This is a genomic window from Kitasatospora sp. NPDC018058 (assembly GCF_044327205.1).
Lineage (GTDB): Bacteria > Actinomycetota > Actinomycetes > Streptomycetales > Streptomycetaceae > Kitasatospora.
The window spans coordinates 284,102-300,633 of the sequence record NZ_JBIRFA010000001.1 but is presented as its reverse complement, the minus strand read 5'-3'; the positions used below and the strand labels follow the sequence as shown (position 1 = coordinate 300,633).

Here is a 16,532-nt window from a genome sequence, read left to right as displayed (position 1 = left end):
GCGTTACACGGCGCGATCCGCGGCGTGTTCCGCGGCGGCTTCGAAGTCCCCCGAGCAGTCCCCTGGACCGCGCCCGCGCCGGCTCACGCCGGATCGACCGGACCGTCGTCCTCGACGCCGTCCGGATCCTCCTCGGGCTCCTCCCCCGCACACAACGAGAGCACGGCTGCCCCGTACTTGTCCAGCTTCATGGCGCCGACCCCCGAGATCAGGGCCAGTTCCCGACTGCTGGCGGGCACGTCCTCGGCGATCGCCATCAGCGTCGCGTCGGTGAACACCACGTAGGCCGGGGCACCCTGCTTCCGGGCCTGCCCGGCCCGCCACTCGCGCAGCCGCTCGTACAGGCCCTCGTCCATCGTGGAGGGGCAGTCCTCGCAGCGGCGCAGCTTGCGTTCGACGGCCTCGGTGAGGACCTTGTCGCAGACCCGGCACTTGACCGGTCCGCGCACCCGTCGGGCTGCCGAGCGCTCGCCGGTCTCGATGCTCCCCCGCCCGCCCCGCGCGCCGGTGCGCGCGCCCGGGGCGGCGGAGCCGGGGCGCAGCCCGTCCAGGAAGCGGCTGGGCTTGCGGCCGGCGCGGCCGCCCGGGGAGCGGGCGAGGGCCCAGGAGAGGCTGAGGTGTTTGCGGGCGCGGGTGACGCCGACGTAGAGGAGGCGGCGTTCCTCTTCGATCTGTTCGTCGGTCTTGGCGTAGATGATCGGGAGGGTTCCCTCGGTGAGGCCGACGAGGAAGACGGCGTCCCATTCGAGGCCCTTGGCGGCGTGCAGGGAGGCGAGGGTGACGCCTTCGACGGCGGGGGCGTGCTGGGCGGCGGCGCGGGCGTCGAGTTCGGCGACGTAGGCGGCGAGGTCGGTGGTGCGGCCGTCGGCGGTGCGGGTGCGCTCGAATTCCTCGGCGAGGCGGACGAGGGCGGCGAGGGATTCCCAGCGGTCGCGGACGGCGCCGGAGCCGGCGGGCGGTTCGGGGGTGAAGCCGCGGGTGGCGAGGACGGCGCGGACCTGGCCGGCGAGGTCGGGAGCGCCGGCGGTGAGGGGGTCGGCGGCGGCGCGGGCGGCGCCGCGCAGCAGGACGCTGGCGTCGCGGACCTCGGGGCGTTCGAAGAACCGTTCGGCGCCCTTGAGCTGGTAGGGGACGCCGAGGTCGGCGAGGGCCTGTTCGTAGACCTCGGACTGGCCGTTGGTGCGGAACAGGACGGCGATCTCGCTGGCGCGCACGCCGGCGGCGAGGAGGTCCTTGATCCGGCGGGCGGTGGTCTCGGCCTCGGTGGGTTCGTCCTCGTACTCGGTGTAGACGGGTTCGGGGCCGGCTTCGCGTTGGGAGACGAGTTCGAGGCGGTGGCGGGCGGCTTCGCCGCGGGCCTGGGCGAGCAGTCCGTTGGCGAGGTGGACCACCTGGGGGGTGGAGCGGTAGTCCCGGACGAGCTTGACGACGGTCGCCTCGGGGTGGCGGCTGCGGAAGTTGAGCAGGTAGCCGGGGGTGGCGCCGGTGAAGGAGTAGATGGTCTGGCTGGCGTCGCCGACGACGCAGAGGCTGGCGCCGCCGTCGGGGCCGGTCCACTGGTCGAGCAGGCGCTGCTGGAGCGGGGAGACGTCCTGGTACTCGTCGACGGTGAAGTGCCGGTACTGGGCGCGGACCTGGTCGGCGATGTCGGGGCGGTCCTCCAGGATGGCGGCGGTGAGGAGCAGGACGTCCTCGAAGTCGATGGTGCCGCGGCGGCTCTTGGTCTCCTCGTAGACGCGGTAGACCTGGGCGGTCTCGGCGGGGTCGCGGGGGGCTTCGCGGCCGGATTTGGCGACGGCGACGGGGTAGTCCTCGGGGGCGGTCTGGGTGACCTTGGCCCATTCGATCTCGGCGGTGAGGTCGCGCAGTTCGGTGCGCTGGACGCGCAGTCCGCAGCGGCCGGCGGCTTCGGCGACGAGTTGGACCTTGCGTTCGAGGAGCTGGGGTACGGGGCCGCCGACGGCGCGGGGCCAGAAGTACTGGAGCTGGCGCAGGGCGGCGGCGTGGAAGGTGCGGGCCTGGACGCCGTCGGCGCCGAGTTGGCGCAGGCGGCCGCGCATCTCGCCGGCGGCGCGGGCGGTGAAGGTGACGGCGAGGACCTGGGCGGGCTGGTAGACGCCGCTGCGCACGCCGTAGGCGATGCGGTGGGTGATGGCGCGGGTCTTGCCGGTGCCGGCGCCAGCGAGGACGCAGACGGGGCCGTGCAGGGCGGTGGCGACGGCGCGCTGTTCGGGGTCGAGCCCGGCGAGCACCGCGTCGGGGCCGGTGGCGGCGCCGGGGTCGGCCCAGGGGGAGCCGTGGGGGGCGTCGTACGGGCTGCCGCTCAAGAGGTCTTCCTGCATGCGTTCCATCCTCTCAGTCCGGTGGGACAACGGGGGCGGGGTTGTCCACAGGCCCGGTGTGATCGCAGGATGATCGCTCCGCGTGTCGACCGATGGCATGTCGGAATGCCCGCCGCCCGGCGGACGTTTGGTCGTGAGACCGCGTGAACCTCTCTTTCGAAGGAGCCCCCTCGATGTCCGGCACCGTGACGATGTACAGCACGACCTGGTGTGGGTACTGCAACCGCCTGAAGAGCCAGCTGGACCGTGAAGGCATCGGCTACACCGAGATCAACATCGAGGAGGACCCGGCGTCGGCGACCTTCGTGGAGTCGGTGAACAACGGCAACCAGACGGTGCCGACGGTACTGGTGCAGCCGGCCGGCGGCGGCGAGCGGGTCGTGATGACCAACCCGAGCCTGCTGCAGGTCAAGAAGGCCCTGGCGGCCTGACCCGCCCGGTCCCGACCGGGTCGGCGCGCGTCACGGCGCGTCGGCCCGGGCGGGGTCGACGGGGGCGGCGGGGGCGGGCAGGGTGGTGCGCGCGCCGAGGTCGCCGATGCCGTAGACGAGCCGGCTGCGGTCGGCGGAGTAGCGGGTCTCGATGACCCGCACGGGCCCGCGCCGGTCGTAGGTGACGCGGGTCTGCACCATGAGCGGGACGCCGGGGCCGCCCTGGAACCACTGGGCCTCCTCGGGGCCGGGCATCCGGGCCACGAGGTGGTCGACGGCGCCGATCTCGGTGCGGCCGAGGGCGTCGAGGACGGCTTCGTCGCCGCCGTCGACGGGGTCGGGTTCCATCAGCGGGGTGCCGGCGGCGAGTCCGGCCCGGTAGTGGCTCTCCTCGATGGAGTAGGGCTCGCGGTCGAGCAGCCGCAGTTGGCGGCGGACGACGATGGCCTCGCCGGGGCGCAGCCCGAGGCGTTCGGCGACGTCGACGCGGGCCCGGACGATCATCATCTCGAAGTCGGTACTGAGTTCGCGTCCGGCGTCGGCGGCTTCGCCGAGGTAGACGGCGGAGGGCGCGGCCAGGCAGTCGCGCGGCGCGGGGGCGAGGGCGGGTCCGTAGGCGCGGTGGTCCAGGACGGGGTGTTCGCGCAGGTAGGTGCCCTTGCCCTGGAGGCGGACGAGCCGGCCTTCGTTGACCAGGACGTCGACGGCGAGGCGGACGGTGTTGCGGGCGACGCCGTACTGGCGTTCCAGTTCGCTCTCGACGGGCAGGGCGGCGTCGGCGGTGAACTCGCCTTCGGCGATCCGGCGGCGCAGGTCGGCGGCGAGGCGCTGGTATTTGGGGGATTGGGCGGTGCCCCGGGGGATTGTCACCCGAGTGAATGTAGCGAGCGCGGTGACGCGGTTTCAGCCGTTTCCGGCAATGTCGTCCGCGTGGGTTGACGGCGGGGACCCGGGAGTGTCCGGCGGTAGCAGAACTGGCCCGTCCGGCCACGAACCGCCGGTCGTGCGGGATCCGGGAAGGGCTGGAAAAGAAAAACAGGGGCGCGCGACATAAGCCGCACGCCCCCCTTCCGTACAGAATCGGCCAGAAGCGGAACCGGTCGGATTTCGTACCGGATTACCAGCGCGCGGCCGACGGCAGCGGCTCGCCGTACCAGAGTTCGACCAGGTGCCGGGCGATCGAGATGCCGGAGGGTGGCAGGATCTCGCCCGCCTCCATCCCGGCCCGCAGCTCCTCGCGGGAGAACCAGCGCGCCTCGGCCAGCTCCTCGCCGTCCACGGTGATCTCGGTGCCGCCGGGCAGCGCCTTGCCCATGAAACCGAGCATCAGGCTGGACGGGAACGGCCAGGGCTGGCTGGCGACGTAGCGGACCTCGCCGACCCGGACCCCCGCCTCCTCGTGCACCTCGCGGGCCACCGCCTGCTCGATCGACTCCCCCGGCTCGACGAAGCCGGCCAGCGTGGACCAGCGGCCCTCCGGCCACAGCGCCTGGCGGCCGAGCAGGCAACGGTCCTGCTCGTCCGTGATCGCCATGATCACCGCCGGGTCGGTGCGCGGGTAGTGCTCGGCCGCGCAGGAGGTGCAGCGCCGCACGTGCCCGGCGCCGGCCTTCTCGGTCGGGTGCCCGCAGCGCGAGCAGAAGCTGTGCAGCCGGTGCCAGTGCTCCAGCGCCACGGCGTGCACCAGCAGCCCGGCGTCCCGGCCGGACAGCAGCGCGCCGACCTCGCGCAGCCCGGCCGGACGGGCGTCGCCGTCCAGTCGGCCGGGCAGGCTCTCGCCGGCCAGCGCGAAGTACGAGACGCCGTCCTCGTCGGTGCCGAGGAAGTACCGGTCCCCGGTCTGCGGCGCCTCGAAGGAGGGCAGCAGCACGAGCTCGGTGCCCCGCGCGGTGTCGACGACGAAAGCCTCGCCGCCGGCGATCGGCAGCACCCGGGTGGAGGGGTGGCTCCAGGCGGCCGCCAGCCAGGGCTCGTCGAACCGGTGCTCGGCCGCCCGGTCCACCCCCGACCTGGCCAGGGCCAGCGGACGCTCGGTCTCAGGCACGGTGCTCACTTCGTTCCATCCCCACGTGGTGAATCATCCGGATGAGTGATCTGACTGCCATGGTCGTGATCGCGGTGACGGGCCCGGGGCCCGGTCACGCGCCGGGCCTGAAGTTCTCGGCCAGGTCGCCCCACAGGTACGCGGCGGTCTCCACGCCCTTGGCCAGCAGGTCCAGCTCGACCTTCTCGTTGACCGAGTGCCAGCCGTCCGAGGGCACCGAGATGCCGAGGAACAGCACCGGGGCGCCCAGCACGTCCTGCAGGTCGGCGGCGGGGCCGGAGCCGCCCTCGCGGGTGAACAGGATCCGCTGTCCGAAGGCCCGGCCCATCGCGCGCACGGTGGACTGCAGCGCCGGGTGGTCCAGCGGCGTCAGGCAGGGCCGGGTCGCGCCCGGGAAGACCAGCTCGTGGCGGATGCCCTCGGGCACCCGCTCGGCGACCCAGGCGCTGACCGCCTCGCGGACCTTCTCCACCTCCTGGCCGGCCACCAGCCGGAAGGACAGCTTGAGGTGCGCCGAGGACGGCACGATGGTCTTGCCGCCGGGGCCGGTGTAGCCGCCCCAGATGCCGTTGACCTCGGCGGTCGGGCGGGCCCAGACCCGCTCCAGGGTGGAGTACCCGGCCTCGCCGCGGGTGCCGTACGACTTGGCGACGCGCAGCCACTGCGCCTCGTCGAAGGGCAGCTCGGCGAACAGCTCGCGCTCGCGCTCGGTCAGCTCCACGACCCCGTCGTAGAAGCCCGGGATCGCGACCCTGCGGTCGGCGTCGTGCAGGGCGGCGGCCAGCTCGGCCGCGACCTGGGCCGGGTTGGGGACGGCGCCGCCGAAGGAGCCGGAGTGGATGTCGGTGTCCGGCCCGTACAGGTCGAGCTGGGCGTCCGCCAGGCCCCGCATGCCGGTGCAGACGGTCGGCGTGGTCTCGGACCACATGCCGGTGTCGGAGATGACCACCACGTCGGCGGCCAGCCGCTCGGCCTCACGGCGCACCAGGTCGGCGAAGTGCGGCGAGCCGGACTCCTCCTCGCCCTCGATCAGCAGCTTGAGGTTGACGGCCGGCGCGGTGCGGCCGGTGGCGGCCAGGTGGGCGCGCACACCCAGGGTGTGGAAGAACACCTGGCCCTTGTCGTCGGCGGCGCCGCGGGCGTACAGCCGCCCGCCCACCACGGTCGGGGTGAACGGCTCGGTGTCCCAGCCGTCCTCCTTCGCCGCGGGCTGCACGTCGTGGTGCCCGTAGACCAGGACGGTCGGCGCGGACGAGTCCCCGGAGGGCCACTCGGCGAACACCGCCGGCAGCCCGTCGGTCTCCCACACCTCGGCGACCGGGAAGCCGGTCTCGCGCAGCTTGGCGGCCAGCCACTCGGCGGAGCGGCGCACGTCGCCGGCCCGGTCCGGGTCGGCGGAGACCGAGGGGATGGCCAGCCACTCGGACAGGTCCGCGAGGAACGCGGCCTGGTGCTGGTCGATGAAGGAGTGGACGGCGCTGTCCGGAGTTCTCGTCATACCGACGACTGTAGTTCGCCCGTGTGGGTGCCCGCCCCGGCCGTCCGGTTGCAGCTGCCCGTCAGGGCTGTAACCTCCGTCACCCCCGCCGCGGGGAACGGCGGACGGGGGTGACCGGAGGGACCCGCACGGCTCAGCCGGAGCGGCGCAGCAGCGAGATCCGTGAGCGGGTGAGCAGCGCCGCCAGGCCCGCCGCGAGCAGCGGCAGCACCAGCACGGTGGCGGCGATGGTCGGCCAGGGGAAGACCACGGCCGACTTGTCGGCGAGCGCCTCGGGGCTGATGCCGGGGTAGTCGCTCGCCAGGCCCTGGACCTTGCGGATGGCCACGGCCGGCACGATCCCGCAGACGATGCCGAGCAGGGTGCCCATGGCGGCGATCACCCCGCACTGGAAGCCGGAGAGCGAGCGCCGGATCCGGGGTTCGGCGCCGACCGCGGCGAGGGTGGTCAGGTCGCGCTGGGAGTCGGCGGCGGCCAGTCCGGTGGCGATGCCGGCCGCGCCGAGGGCGACCAGGCCGGCGAAGCCGGACAGGCCGAGGCCGACGAGTCCGGCCTTGGTCTGGTAGCCGCGTTCGATGTCCAGGACGCTGTGGTCGGTGAGCTTGGCGAGCGCGCCGTCCGCCTTCTGCTGGGCGCCGTCGGAGGTCATGGTGTCGGGCAGCCAGACCGAGCCGGCCGGGCTGGTGGTGAAGCCGAGCCGGGTGGCGGTGTCCGGGCTGATCACGGCCTGGCCGTGGGCGGGCAGCGCGGCGGGGGCGAGGACGGCGTCGACGGTGACCTCGGTGAGCGTGGGTGGCTTGCTGCCGAGGGCGCCGTAGTCCGTGGTCGTCGGTTCGCTGTAGCGCAGGACGAGCTTGCCGTCCTTGACGTAGCGCGGGTCGAAGACCACCGCCTTGCCGGCGGCGAGGGCCTGGCCGGCCGCCTGGTCGGTGACGCCGTACAGGTTGCGCAGCAGGGTGGCGTCGCCGGCCGTGAGGTCGCCGTAGCGGCTGGAGTGGTGTTCGCGGACCTGGCAGCGCTTGTCGGTCTTCATGATCTGTTCGATCTCGCCCGGGCTGCGCCTGCTGTCGCGGTCGAAGACCGGGCAGCGCAGGTCCTTGGGCACCATGACCTCGATGTAGCCGCAGCTGCCGCCGCTTGCGCAGTCGCCCTTGTAGTTGACCTGGGAGACGTCGGCGCGCGGGCCGAGGTCGGGGATGCTGCGTTCCACGCCGTCGCGCAGCTGTGGCAGCAGCTTGGCGTCGGAGCCGGCCGTCCAGCCGCCGAGCATGACGGCGCCGGGGGCGCCGGTGGGGGTGTAGTCGCGGCGGTACTGCTCGTCGTAGCTGGCGATGTAGATGCTGACGGCGACGGAGCCGGCGACGGCGGCCATCACGGCGGCGACGGCGGGCGCGGTGCGGCCGCGGTGGCGGACGGAGTCGCGCAGGGCGAGCCGGGGGCCGAGCGAGAGCCAGCGGCCGAGCTTGCCGAACAGGCCGACCAGGTACGGGGTGAGGGCGACCATGCCGAGTTCGGCGACGGCCGAGCCGCCGAGGACGGCGATGCTGCGGCTGGTGAGGCCGCTGGTGGCGCCGACCAGGGCGAGCGCGCCGCCGCCGGTGAGCATCAGCAGGCCGAGCAGGGCGAGTTTGCGGCTCGGGGGCTTGAGCGAGTCGCGGCCGGTGAGGGCGGAGACGACGTCCTGGCGGGAGGCCTGGACGGCGGGCACGACGGCGGCGAGCAGGCCGGTGACCAGGCCGACCAGGAGCACGCCGAGCAGGTCGAGCGGCTGCAGGTTGAAGTGGCCGAAGCGGGCGCCGGCGTACTCCTCGGCCCGGGTGCGCAGCAGGGCGACCAGGCCGACGCCGAGGCCGAGGCCGAGGGCGGCACCGGTGAGGCCGAGGACGATGCCGCCGCCGAGGACGACCGCGCGGACGTTGGCGCGGTCACCGCCCGCGGCGGCGAGCAGCCCGAGCTGCCGCCGGGAGCGCCGGGCCCCGACGGCGAAGGCGGGGCCCGCGAGGAGGACGATCTCCAGCAGGGCCATGCCGACGACGGTGCCGAGGATGACGACGGAGGTGCGGTCGAGGAAGCGGGGGCCGTTGCTGTACTTGTCGATCTGGACGTAGTACGGCACGTCGGAGCGGCGGGGCGGGTCGAGCAGGACGGCGCGGGAGGTGAGGGTGAAGCCGTAGCCGTTGAGTTCGGTGACCTTGGCCCAGTCGAGGGTGGCGCCGGCGGGGAGCTTGACCAGCCAGCGGTCGGCCGTGTCGGTGCCGCGGCCGGAGCCCTGGCCCTCGGCGAGCTTCCCGACCAGGGTGCCGGGCCGGGCGACGAGTTCGGTCTTGTCGAGTTCGCCGGGGTACTCGACGACGGCGGTGATGGTGAAGGGGCTGGACTCCAGGCCGCGGACGGTGGTGCGGTCGCCGAGCTTGAGTCCGGAGCGCTTGATGAACTGCCGGGTGACGGCGACCTGTTGGTCGTTGGCGGGGGCGCTGCCCTCGACCAGGTCGACCCGGCCGTTCCAGACCGGGTCGGTCAGGTCGGCTTCGCTGGTGTGGGTGGTGAGCAGGCCCTCGGTGCTGCTGGTCGCGGTGTACGGGCCCTGGCGTTCGGGCACCAGGGTGCTGCCGGGCGGGAGCAGCTGCTGTGCCAGCTGGGCGGGTTCGGTGTCGAGGGCGCGCTGCTGGGCGGGGGTGTACTGGGGGGCGGCGCCGTCCTTGGCCTCGCGCTTGGGGTTGTCGGTGATGAAGCCGTCGTCGGCGTTGGGGGCCTGCCTGACGGAGGATCCACGCTCGACCATGGTCAGGTCGCCGTCGGCCCGGCCCATGATCCGGACGACCTGTTCGGCGGGTTCGAGGGTGGCACTGCGGAAGAACACGTCGGCGCCGGTGACGCCGAGGACGGGCAGCGCGACCATGGCGACGACCAGGGCGCTTCGGCCCTTGGCGCGCAGGGCGTCGCGGCGGGCGATGCGCAGGGCGAGCCGCCAGGCGCTGAGCTTCACTCGTCCACCTGCTTGCTGTTCGCGGCGGCGCTGACGAGCAGGCTTGCGGCGTCCTGGCTGACGGACTCGTCGACCATGCGGCCGTCGCGCAGGAAGACCACGCGGTCGGCCCAGGCGGCGTGCCGGGCTTCGTGGGTGACCATCATGGCGGCGGCGCCGGCGTCGCAGCGGGCGCGCAGGACGGCGAGGACGGCTTCGCCGGTGGTGGAGTCGAGGGCGCCGGTGGGTTCGTCGGCGAGGACGAGGCGGCGGTCGCCGATCAGGGCCCGGGCGATGGCGACGCGCTGCTGCTGGCCGCCGGACATGTCGTCGGGGAAGCGGTCGGCGAGTTCGGGGATGCCGAGTTCCTCCAGGGCGGTGAGGGCCTCGCGTCGGGCGGCGCGGGCGGACAGGCCGTCGAGTTCGCGCGGCAGCGAGATGTTCTCGGCGGCGGTGAGGGCCGGTATCAGGTTGTAGTCCTGGAAGACGTAGCCGATGGAGCGGCGGCGGACCCGGGCGAGCTGCTTGCGGGTGAGGCCGCCGAGGGCGACGCCTTCGACCAGGACCTGGCCGGTGCTCGGGGTGTCGAGGCCGCCGGCGAGGGTGAGCAGGGTCGACTTGCCGGAGCCGGAGGGGCCCATGACGGCGACGAACTCGCCGGGGTGGACCTTGAGGTCGACGCCGCGCAGGGCCTGGACCTCGGCGGCGCCCTGGCCGTGGACGCGGGTGACGTTCTCCAGGTGCAGCACCGGCGTGGGCCGGGACTCTTCGGTGTGGGACACGATTCCCCCCTTGTGCTGGGTACGGGCCCGGCGTCGTGGCGCCGGGCCTCTGGTTCGAGTGGCTGGGGCGGGCCCTGCGGATCGCCGCCGGGCCCGCGGAGCGCGCCGCCCTAGGTGCGGCTGCGGCGGCCGAGCCGCTTGGGCTTGGCGGCGCCGTCGCGGGCGGCCTCGGCGGCGCGGGCCTGCTGGAGTTCGGCCTGCTGGGCGAGCCGGGTCTCGCAGTGGTCGAGCCAGCGGATCTCGGCCTCGGTCTGGAAGATCAGCTGGTCGAGGACGAGCAGCCAGGCGAGTTCGTTGCTCTCCGAGGGCACGGTGCCGGGCCGGGCCTCGCCCGCCAGGGCGCGACCCTTGAGCCGGGTGTAGTCCTGCAGCGCCTTGATGCTGTGCCGGCGCTGGCCCTGGACGACGGCGGAGACGTCCACCCCCGGGACGGTCACCGCCATGGCGAGCTTGATCGCCAGTTCGTCGCGCGGGGGGTTGGTCCGGGGCACCGGGGTGTCGAACCAGGCCCGCAGCTCGGTGCGGCCGGCGTCGGTGACGGCGTAGAACTGGTGTCCCTCCTCGTCCTCGCCGGCGGGTTCGACCAGGCCGTCGCGTTCGAGTCGGGAGAGTGTGGTGTAGACCTGCCCGACGTTGAGCGGCCAGGTGGCGCCGGTGCGCGCCTCGAACTCGGTGCGCAGCTGGTAGCCGTAGCGGGGGCCCTGGTCGAGCAGGGCGAGCAGACCGTGGCGGATGGACATACTCAGTATGTATACCCGGTATGCCCTACCGCCTCAAGCCGCGCCCCCTCGGGTACCGTCGTGCGGTGTGAGCCAGTTGCGCATCGCCACCTTCAACCTGTTGCACGGTCAGCCGCTCGCCCCGGACGGCGCGCCGCGCCCCTACCCGGCCGACGCGGGCGCCCCGCTGGCGGAGGCGGTGGCCGCGCTGGACGTCGACGTGCTGGCCCTGCAGGAGGTGGACCGGCACCAGGCACGCTCGGGCGGCACCGACCAGGCGGCGGTGGCGGCCAAGGCGATGGGCGCCGGCGACTGGCGCTTCGCCGCCGCACTGCACGGGCGCCCGGCGCCGGTCGCGGGCTGGGTGCCGGAGCCGTCCGGGCCGAACGGGCTGCGGGTGTACGGGCCGGGCGATGTGGGCGACGGCGCCCCGCCCTCGTACGGGACGGCGCTGCTGACCCGGCTTCCGGTGCGGCACTGGCGGGCCCGGCGGTTCGCCCCGGCGCCCTTCGGGCTGCCGCTGCGGGTGGCCGGGCGACGCGGGCTGACGCCGGTGCCGGACGAGCCGCGGGCGGCGCTGGCGGCGGTACTGGAGGGAAGGCGCGGGCCGTTCACGGTGGTGGCCGCGCACCTGTCCTTCGTGCCGGGCTGGAACATGGCGCAGTTGGCGGGGATCCGGCGCTGGATCGCCGATCTGCCCCAGCCCTACCTGGTGCTGGGCGACTTCAACCTGATCGGCGCGGTACCGCGCACGGTGCTGGGCGGGGCGACGGCGCTGGAGCGCACCGCGCCGCGGGTGCGGGTGCGCGAGCTGCGGGCGGCCCGGCGGGCCCGGCCCGCGCTGGTCGAGCCGCGCCGACGGCGGGTGCGCGAGCCGCGGGCGCGGCTGCAGGGCTGGTACGACCTGGCGCGCACGCCGACCTACCCGTCGCACCGGCCGGCGGTGCAGTTCGACCACGTGCTGGCGGTCGGGGTGCCGCGCGCGGCGACGGGCCCGGCGGCGGCGCCGCGCGCGGCGGTGTCGGACCACCGGCCGCTGCTGGTCCAGGTGTCGCTGTAGAGCGGCCGGCCTTCGAACGCCCCGCAGGCGGAGTCCGAAGGCCGGCCGCCAGGACGTGGCCGTCAGCCACGCCCTAGTTGAGGCGGCTCAGCATCCCGTTCTGCTGCGGCAGCTGGACGGCCGCGGTCGGCTGGGGGTCGTACTGCAGGAGCAGCATGGCCGCGTCGTCGCCGAGTTGGCGGCCGACGTGGCGCACCACGTCCTCGTGGAGGCGCTGCAGGACGTCGGCGGGGTGGCCGTCGGCGCAGCGCGGGAGGCGTTCGGCGAGCGGGTAGAAGGCGCCGGAGCGGTCGCGGGCCTCGATCATCCCGTCGGTGAACAGCAGGACCCGGTCGCCGCCCTGGAGCGGGACCCGGTGCACCGGGGGGTGGACGTCGGCGGGGTCGAGGACACCCAACGGCGGTACGGTTTCGGCGAGTTCGAGCGGGCGAACGGTGTCGCCGCGCAGCAGCAGCGGGGCCGGGTGGCCGCAGTTGACGAGTTCGGCGGTGCCGTCGGGGCCGACGCCGATCAGCACCAGGGTGACGAACTCCTCCTCCACGCCGGGGTGGTCGTTCTCGTGCAGGGCGCGGTCGAGGCTGACGGCCAGCCAGCCGGCCACCCGGTCGAGGGCGCCTTCCTGATGGGCGGCCTCGCGGAAGGCGCCGAGCACGGCGGCGGCGGTCTCGACGGCACCGAGGCCCTTGCCGCGGACGTCGCCGACCACGGCGCGCACGCCGTGCCGGGTGTTGACGACCTCGTACAGGTCGCCGCCGATGCGGGCGTGCGCGGCGGCGGCCTCGTAGTGGACGGCGGCACGCATGCTGCCGACCTTCTCGGGGACGGGCCGCAGCAGCACCCGGCGGGCGATCGAGGCGACCAGCTGGGCGTCAGCGAGGGCGCGTTCCTGGCGCAGTCTCAGGGTGGCGCTGACCCAGCCGATCGTGGCGACCAGCAGGATCGCGATGACGCTGGCGGCGTGCACGGACTCGCCGAGCGCGTCGCTGCGGAAGGCCATCAGGAAGGCCGCCGCCTCGGTGCACAGACCGATGACGAGCGGGTACCAGGTGCGGCGGCTGACCACGGCGGCCAGCGCGGGAACGGCGGTGAGGGCGGGTTCGACCGTCACCTCGGTGCCGCTGAGGTAGTCGAGGACGACGATCAGCGCCATGCCGATGAAGGGCAGCGCGAGCGCCGTCCTCGGCCAGGTGCCGGTCGCGCCCGGGGCCGGGCCCGGGGTCGGCCCGGTGAACCGCTCTCTGATCCATCCGGTCGCGCTCAACTTCGGTCTCTCCAGCAGAAGACGCCGATGCCCTGGGGCACCTGCGGCGATGACTGAGGGTTAGGGAATGCGGGCCTCGCTGGCGGCCGGAGCACGGGGGTTGACCGGTTACCGACCCCACAATAGGTGCGAAACGTGCACGACGCACAGGTTTCGGACGTCGCCGTGATGACTTGGATGCTCTGCGTGACTCATTATTCACTGTTCCCGATCAGGAGCCGTTCCAACTCTTTTCGGTCGGGAAGTCCTCCCGGACGGACGATCCGCCCGCTGCGGACGTACAGGAACGAAGCCGTGACCTGCTCGGGATCTACGCCCGCCTGCTCGGCCCAGGCCAGCCGGTAGACCGCGAGCTGCAGCGGGTCGGCCGTCTCCTCGCGGTGGGTCTTCCAGTCGACCACTTCGTAGCGTGACGCACCACCGGATTCCGACGGCATGTCACTGTCACGGTAGACCGCGTCGATCCGGCCGCGCACCACCCGACCCGCCAGCACCAGCTGGAACGGCGCCTCCACCCGGTGGGGCTTGCGCTGCGCGTACGGGGTGCGCAGGAACGCCTCCTTGAGCCGCTCCAGGTCCTGCTCGTCCTCGATGCCGTCGTCGTCGGCGCCGGGCAGCGCGCCGGGCTCGATCAGCAGCAGCGGCTCGATCCGGGACTGCACCCAGGCGTGGAAGCGGGTGCCGCGCCGGGCAGCGGGCTGCGGGGGGCGGGGCATCGGGCGGGCCAGGTCGCGGGCGAAGCCGTCCGGGTCGGCGGCCAGCCGCAGCAGCTGGGTGGCGGACAGCGCGGCGGGCAGCGGCACCTGCCGGGCGGTGCGCCGGGACCGCTCCAACTCGCCGAGCAGCGCGGTCAGGTCGCGGTCCCAGGAGGCCGTCTGGCGCTGGTCCTCGGCGGCCATCGGCTCCGGCTCGGGGGCCGGTGCGCCGGCGATCCTCCCGCGCACCACCGCGGCGACCCGGCGGCGGGCGTGCTGGGCGGCCGGGTCCAGCGGCAGCGGCCAGGGACGCTCGACGGCGGCGGTCAGCGCCGGGTTCTCGGCGCCCTTCTCCGGCTGCTCGGCCCAGTGCTCGACCTCGCCGGCGCCGGGCTGTTCGCAGTGCTCGCGCAGCTGCTCCAGGAAGGCGGACGGGCCGCGGACGGTCTTCTGGCTCGGCCCCCACCAGTGGCCGGAGGCCAGCAGCAGCGTGCGGGGGCGGGTGAACGCGACGTAGCCCAGGCGCAGTTCCTCGGTGCCGGAGTGCTCGGCCAGCTCCTTCTTGAACGCGGCCATCGACTTGCTGTTCCAGCCGCCGCGGACGTCCGGCAGGGTGGCGGCGTCACCGCGCAGGGCGTGCGGGAGCACCCGCTTGGTGCTGGTCCAGCGTTCGCGCGGGGTGCCGGACGGGAACGCGCCCTTCACCAGCCCGGGGACGGCCACCACGTCCCACTCCAGGCCCTTGGACTTGTGCGCGGTGAGCACCTTCACGGTGTCCTCGCCGCCGGGCAGGCTGCTGTCCAGGCCCCGCTCGTACTCCTGGGCGGCGCGCAGGAAGCCGAGGAAGGCGGCCAGACCCGGGTCGCCGTCCAGGTCGGCGAAGGAGGCGGCGACGTCCAGGAAGGCGTGCAGGGTCTCCCGCCGCCGGGCGGCCAGCGCCTGCGGGGAGGCGGCGAGTTCGACCTCCAGGCCGGTGACGGCCAGCACCCGGTGCAGCACGTCCATCAGCGGATCGGCGAGCGAACGGCGCAGCTCGCGCAGTTCGGCGGCGAGCCGGGCGAAGCGGACCCTGGCCTCGGCGGAGAACGGCAGCTCGTCCGACTGGTCGCCCCCCTCCCCGGTCGAAGCGGTCAGGAAGGTCTCCACCGCGTCGGCCAGCGAGACCACCTCGGTGGGGTCGGCCTCGGCGACGGCCGCGGCCAGCGCCTCCACGCCCTCGGGCCGGTCGGTGCGCACCAGGTCGGCGGCGCGGCGGCCGAGCAGGGCGAGGTCGCGCGGCCCGATCCGCCAGCGCGGGCCGATCAACAGGCGCACCAGGGCGGCGTTGGCCGTCGGGTCCTGCAGCACCTCGCAGACCGCCACCAGGTCGGCGACCTCGGGCAGTTGCAGCAGCCCGCCGAGGCCCACCACCTCGACCGGCACCTCGCGGGCGACCAGGGCGGCGTGGATGTCCGGGAAGGCCGCGCCGCCCCGGCACAGCACGGCGATCCGGCCCGGCGCGGTGCCGGTGCGCACCAGGTGGGCGATCGAGTCGGCGAGCCAGTCGACCTCCTCGGCGTGGGTGGGCAGCAGCGCGGCCCGCACGTAGCCGTCCTGTTCGGCGCCGGGGGCCGGGCGCAGCGCCTCGACACCCTCGTGCATGGCGCGCAGCGGGGCGGCGAGCCGGTTGGCGAAGGCGAGCAGGCGGCCGCCGCTGCGGCGGTTCTCGCTGAGCGCGTAGCGGTCGGCGGGGCGGCCGTCGGCCTGGGGGAAGTGCCGGGGGAAGTCGTCCAGGTTGGCGACGGAGGCGCCGCGCCAGCCGTAGATGGCCTGGCAGGGGTCGCCGACGGCGGTGACGGGGTGGCCCCCGCGCCCGTTGCTGTCGGGGGCACCGCCGAACAGGCCGGCGAGCATGAGCCACTGGGCGACGGAGGTGTCCTGGTACTCGTCGAGCAGGACGACCTTGAACTGGCCGCGCAGCAGTTCGCCGACCTCGGGACGCTGCTGGGCGAGGCGGGCGGCGGCGGCTATCTGGTCGCCGAAGTCCATCAGCCCGGCGGCCCGCTTGCGGCGGCGGTAGTCCTCGACCAGGCGCAGCAGTTCCAGCCGGGCGCGGGCGGTGGCGGGGACGGCGCGCAGGTCGTCGTTGCCGAGCTTGACGGTGGCGAGGGTGTCGAGCAGGTCCTCGTCGTGGGCGCGCAGGGTGGCGGGCTCGACCAGGTGCTCGGCGAGTTCGCCGTCCAGGGCGGTCAGGTCGGCGACGAGGTTGGCGAAGGTGCCGGTGAGGGCGGGGAAGGGGCCGCGGGCGGTGCGCAGCACCTTGGCGGCGAGCTGGAAGCGGGTGGCGTCGGCGAGCAGGCGGACGTCGGGTTCTATGCCGATCCGCAGGCCGTGTTCCTTGAGGAGGCGGCCGGCGAAGGCGTGGTAGGTGGAGATCTCCGGGTCGCCGAGCGGTTCGGTGTCGTCGCGGTCGGCGATGCCGGCCCGGAGCAGGGCGGTGCGGACGCGTTCGGCGAGTTCGGCGGCGGCCTTGTTGGTGAAGGTGAGCCCGAGGACCTCTTCGGGGCGCACGGCGCCGGAGCCGACCAGCCAGACGACCCGGGCGGCCATCACGGTGGTCTTGCCGGAGCCCGCGCCGGCCACGATCACGGCCGGGGCCAGGGGGGCGCCGATGGCCGCCATCTGCTCCCGGTTGAAGGGGATGCCCAGCAGCTCCTTGAGCTGGTCGGGATGGCTGAGCACGGCGGTCACCCCGC

11 protein-coding genes are annotated in these 16,532 nt (G+C 74.3%); 2 read left to right on the top strand and 9 right to left on the bottom strand.

Annotation, left to right across the window (positions count from 1 at the left end; genetic code table 11):
* Nucleotides 1-83: 83 nt before the first annotated feature.
* Nucleotides 84-2,351 carry an ATP-dependent DNA helicase UvrD2 gene (locus tag ACH4E7_RS01335; RefSeq protein WP_396246936.1) on the bottom strand — a complete coding sequence of 756 codons (2,268 nt, stop codon included), beginning with the start codon at nt 2,349-2,351 and terminating at the stop codon, nt 84-86.
* A 164-nt stretch (nt 2,352-2,515) separates the two neighbouring features.
* Here ACH4E7_RS01335 and ACH4E7_RS01330 point away from each other — a divergent pair, with 164 nt between their 5' ends.
* A complete protein-coding gene (locus ACH4E7_RS01330) occupies nt 2,516-2,773 on the top strand; it encodes a mycoredoxin (protein WP_396246935.1) in 258 nt (85 codons plus the stop codon).
* Nucleotides 2,774-2,803: 30 nt separating this feature from the next.
* On the opposite strand, the gene ACH4E7_RS01325 is transcribed toward ACH4E7_RS01330, so the two are convergent.
* The 6 genes from ACH4E7_RS01325 to ACH4E7_RS01300 form a co-directional block, all read right to left on the bottom strand.
* Entirely contained in the window at nt 2,804-3,643 is an 840-nt protein-coding gene (locus tag ACH4E7_RS01325) for a GntR family transcriptional regulator (protein WP_355672476.1), read from the bottom strand.
* Between the two features lie 247 nt (nt 3,644-3,890).
* A complete protein-coding gene (nudC, locus tag ACH4E7_RS01320; RefSeq protein WP_396246934.1) occupies nt 3,891-4,826 on the bottom strand; it encodes an NAD(+) diphosphatase in 936 nt (311 codons plus the stop codon).
* A gap of 85 nt (nt 4,827-4,911) precedes the next feature.
* Entirely contained in the window at nt 4,912-6,315 is a 1,404-nt protein-coding gene (locus ACH4E7_RS01315) for a dipeptidase (protein ID WP_396246933.1), read from the bottom strand.
* Nucleotides 6,316-6,448: 133 nt separating this feature from the next.
* A complete protein-coding gene (locus ACH4E7_RS01310; RefSeq protein WP_396246932.1) occupies nt 6,449-9,301 on the bottom strand; it encodes an FtsX-like permease family protein in 2,853 nt (950 codons plus the stop codon).
* Nucleotides 9,298-10,062 (bottom strand): ABC transporter ATP-binding protein, encoded by a 765-nt coding sequence (locus tag ACH4E7_RS01305; protein WP_396246931.1) that lies wholly within the window; start codon nt 10,060-10,062, stop codon nt 9,298-9,300. The genes ACH4E7_RS01310 and ACH4E7_RS01305 overlap by 4 nt, the downstream gene beginning before the upstream one ends.
* Nucleotides 10,063-10,172: 110 nt before the next feature.
* The gene (locus tag ACH4E7_RS01300; RefSeq protein ID WP_396246930.1) at nt 10,173-10,802 is read right to left on the bottom strand and encodes a PadR family transcriptional regulator; all 630 of its coding nucleotides are present in this window, start codon (nt 10,800-10,802) and stop codon (nt 10,173-10,175) included.
* A 67-nt stretch (nt 10,803-10,869) separates the two neighbouring features.
* Between ACH4E7_RS01300 and ACH4E7_RS01295 the strand changes: the two genes are divergently transcribed.
* The gene (locus ACH4E7_RS01295; protein WP_396246929.1) at nt 10,870-11,841 is read left to right on the top strand and encodes an endonuclease/exonuclease/phosphatase family protein; all 972 of its coding nucleotides are present in this window, start codon (nt 10,870-10,872) and stop codon (nt 11,839-11,841) included.
* A gap of 73 nt (nt 11,842-11,914) precedes the next feature.
* Here the strand turns inward: ACH4E7_RS01295 and ACH4E7_RS01290 are convergent, their stop codons facing one another.
* Together ACH4E7_RS01290 and ACH4E7_RS01285 are read right to left on the bottom strand one after the other, a co-directional pair.
* Entirely contained in the window at nt 11,915-13,102 is a 1,188-nt protein-coding gene (locus tag ACH4E7_RS01290) for a PP2C family protein-serine/threonine phosphatase (protein WP_396246928.1), read from the bottom strand.
* A gap of 194 nt (nt 13,103-13,296) precedes the next feature.
* Complete coding sequence (locus tag ACH4E7_RS01285) at nt 13,297-16,527, bottom strand: UvrD-helicase domain-containing protein (protein ID WP_396246927.1); 3,231 nt, start codon at nt 16,525-16,527, stop codon at nt 13,297-13,299.
* Between the last annotated feature and the right edge of the window lie 5 nt (nt 16,528-16,532).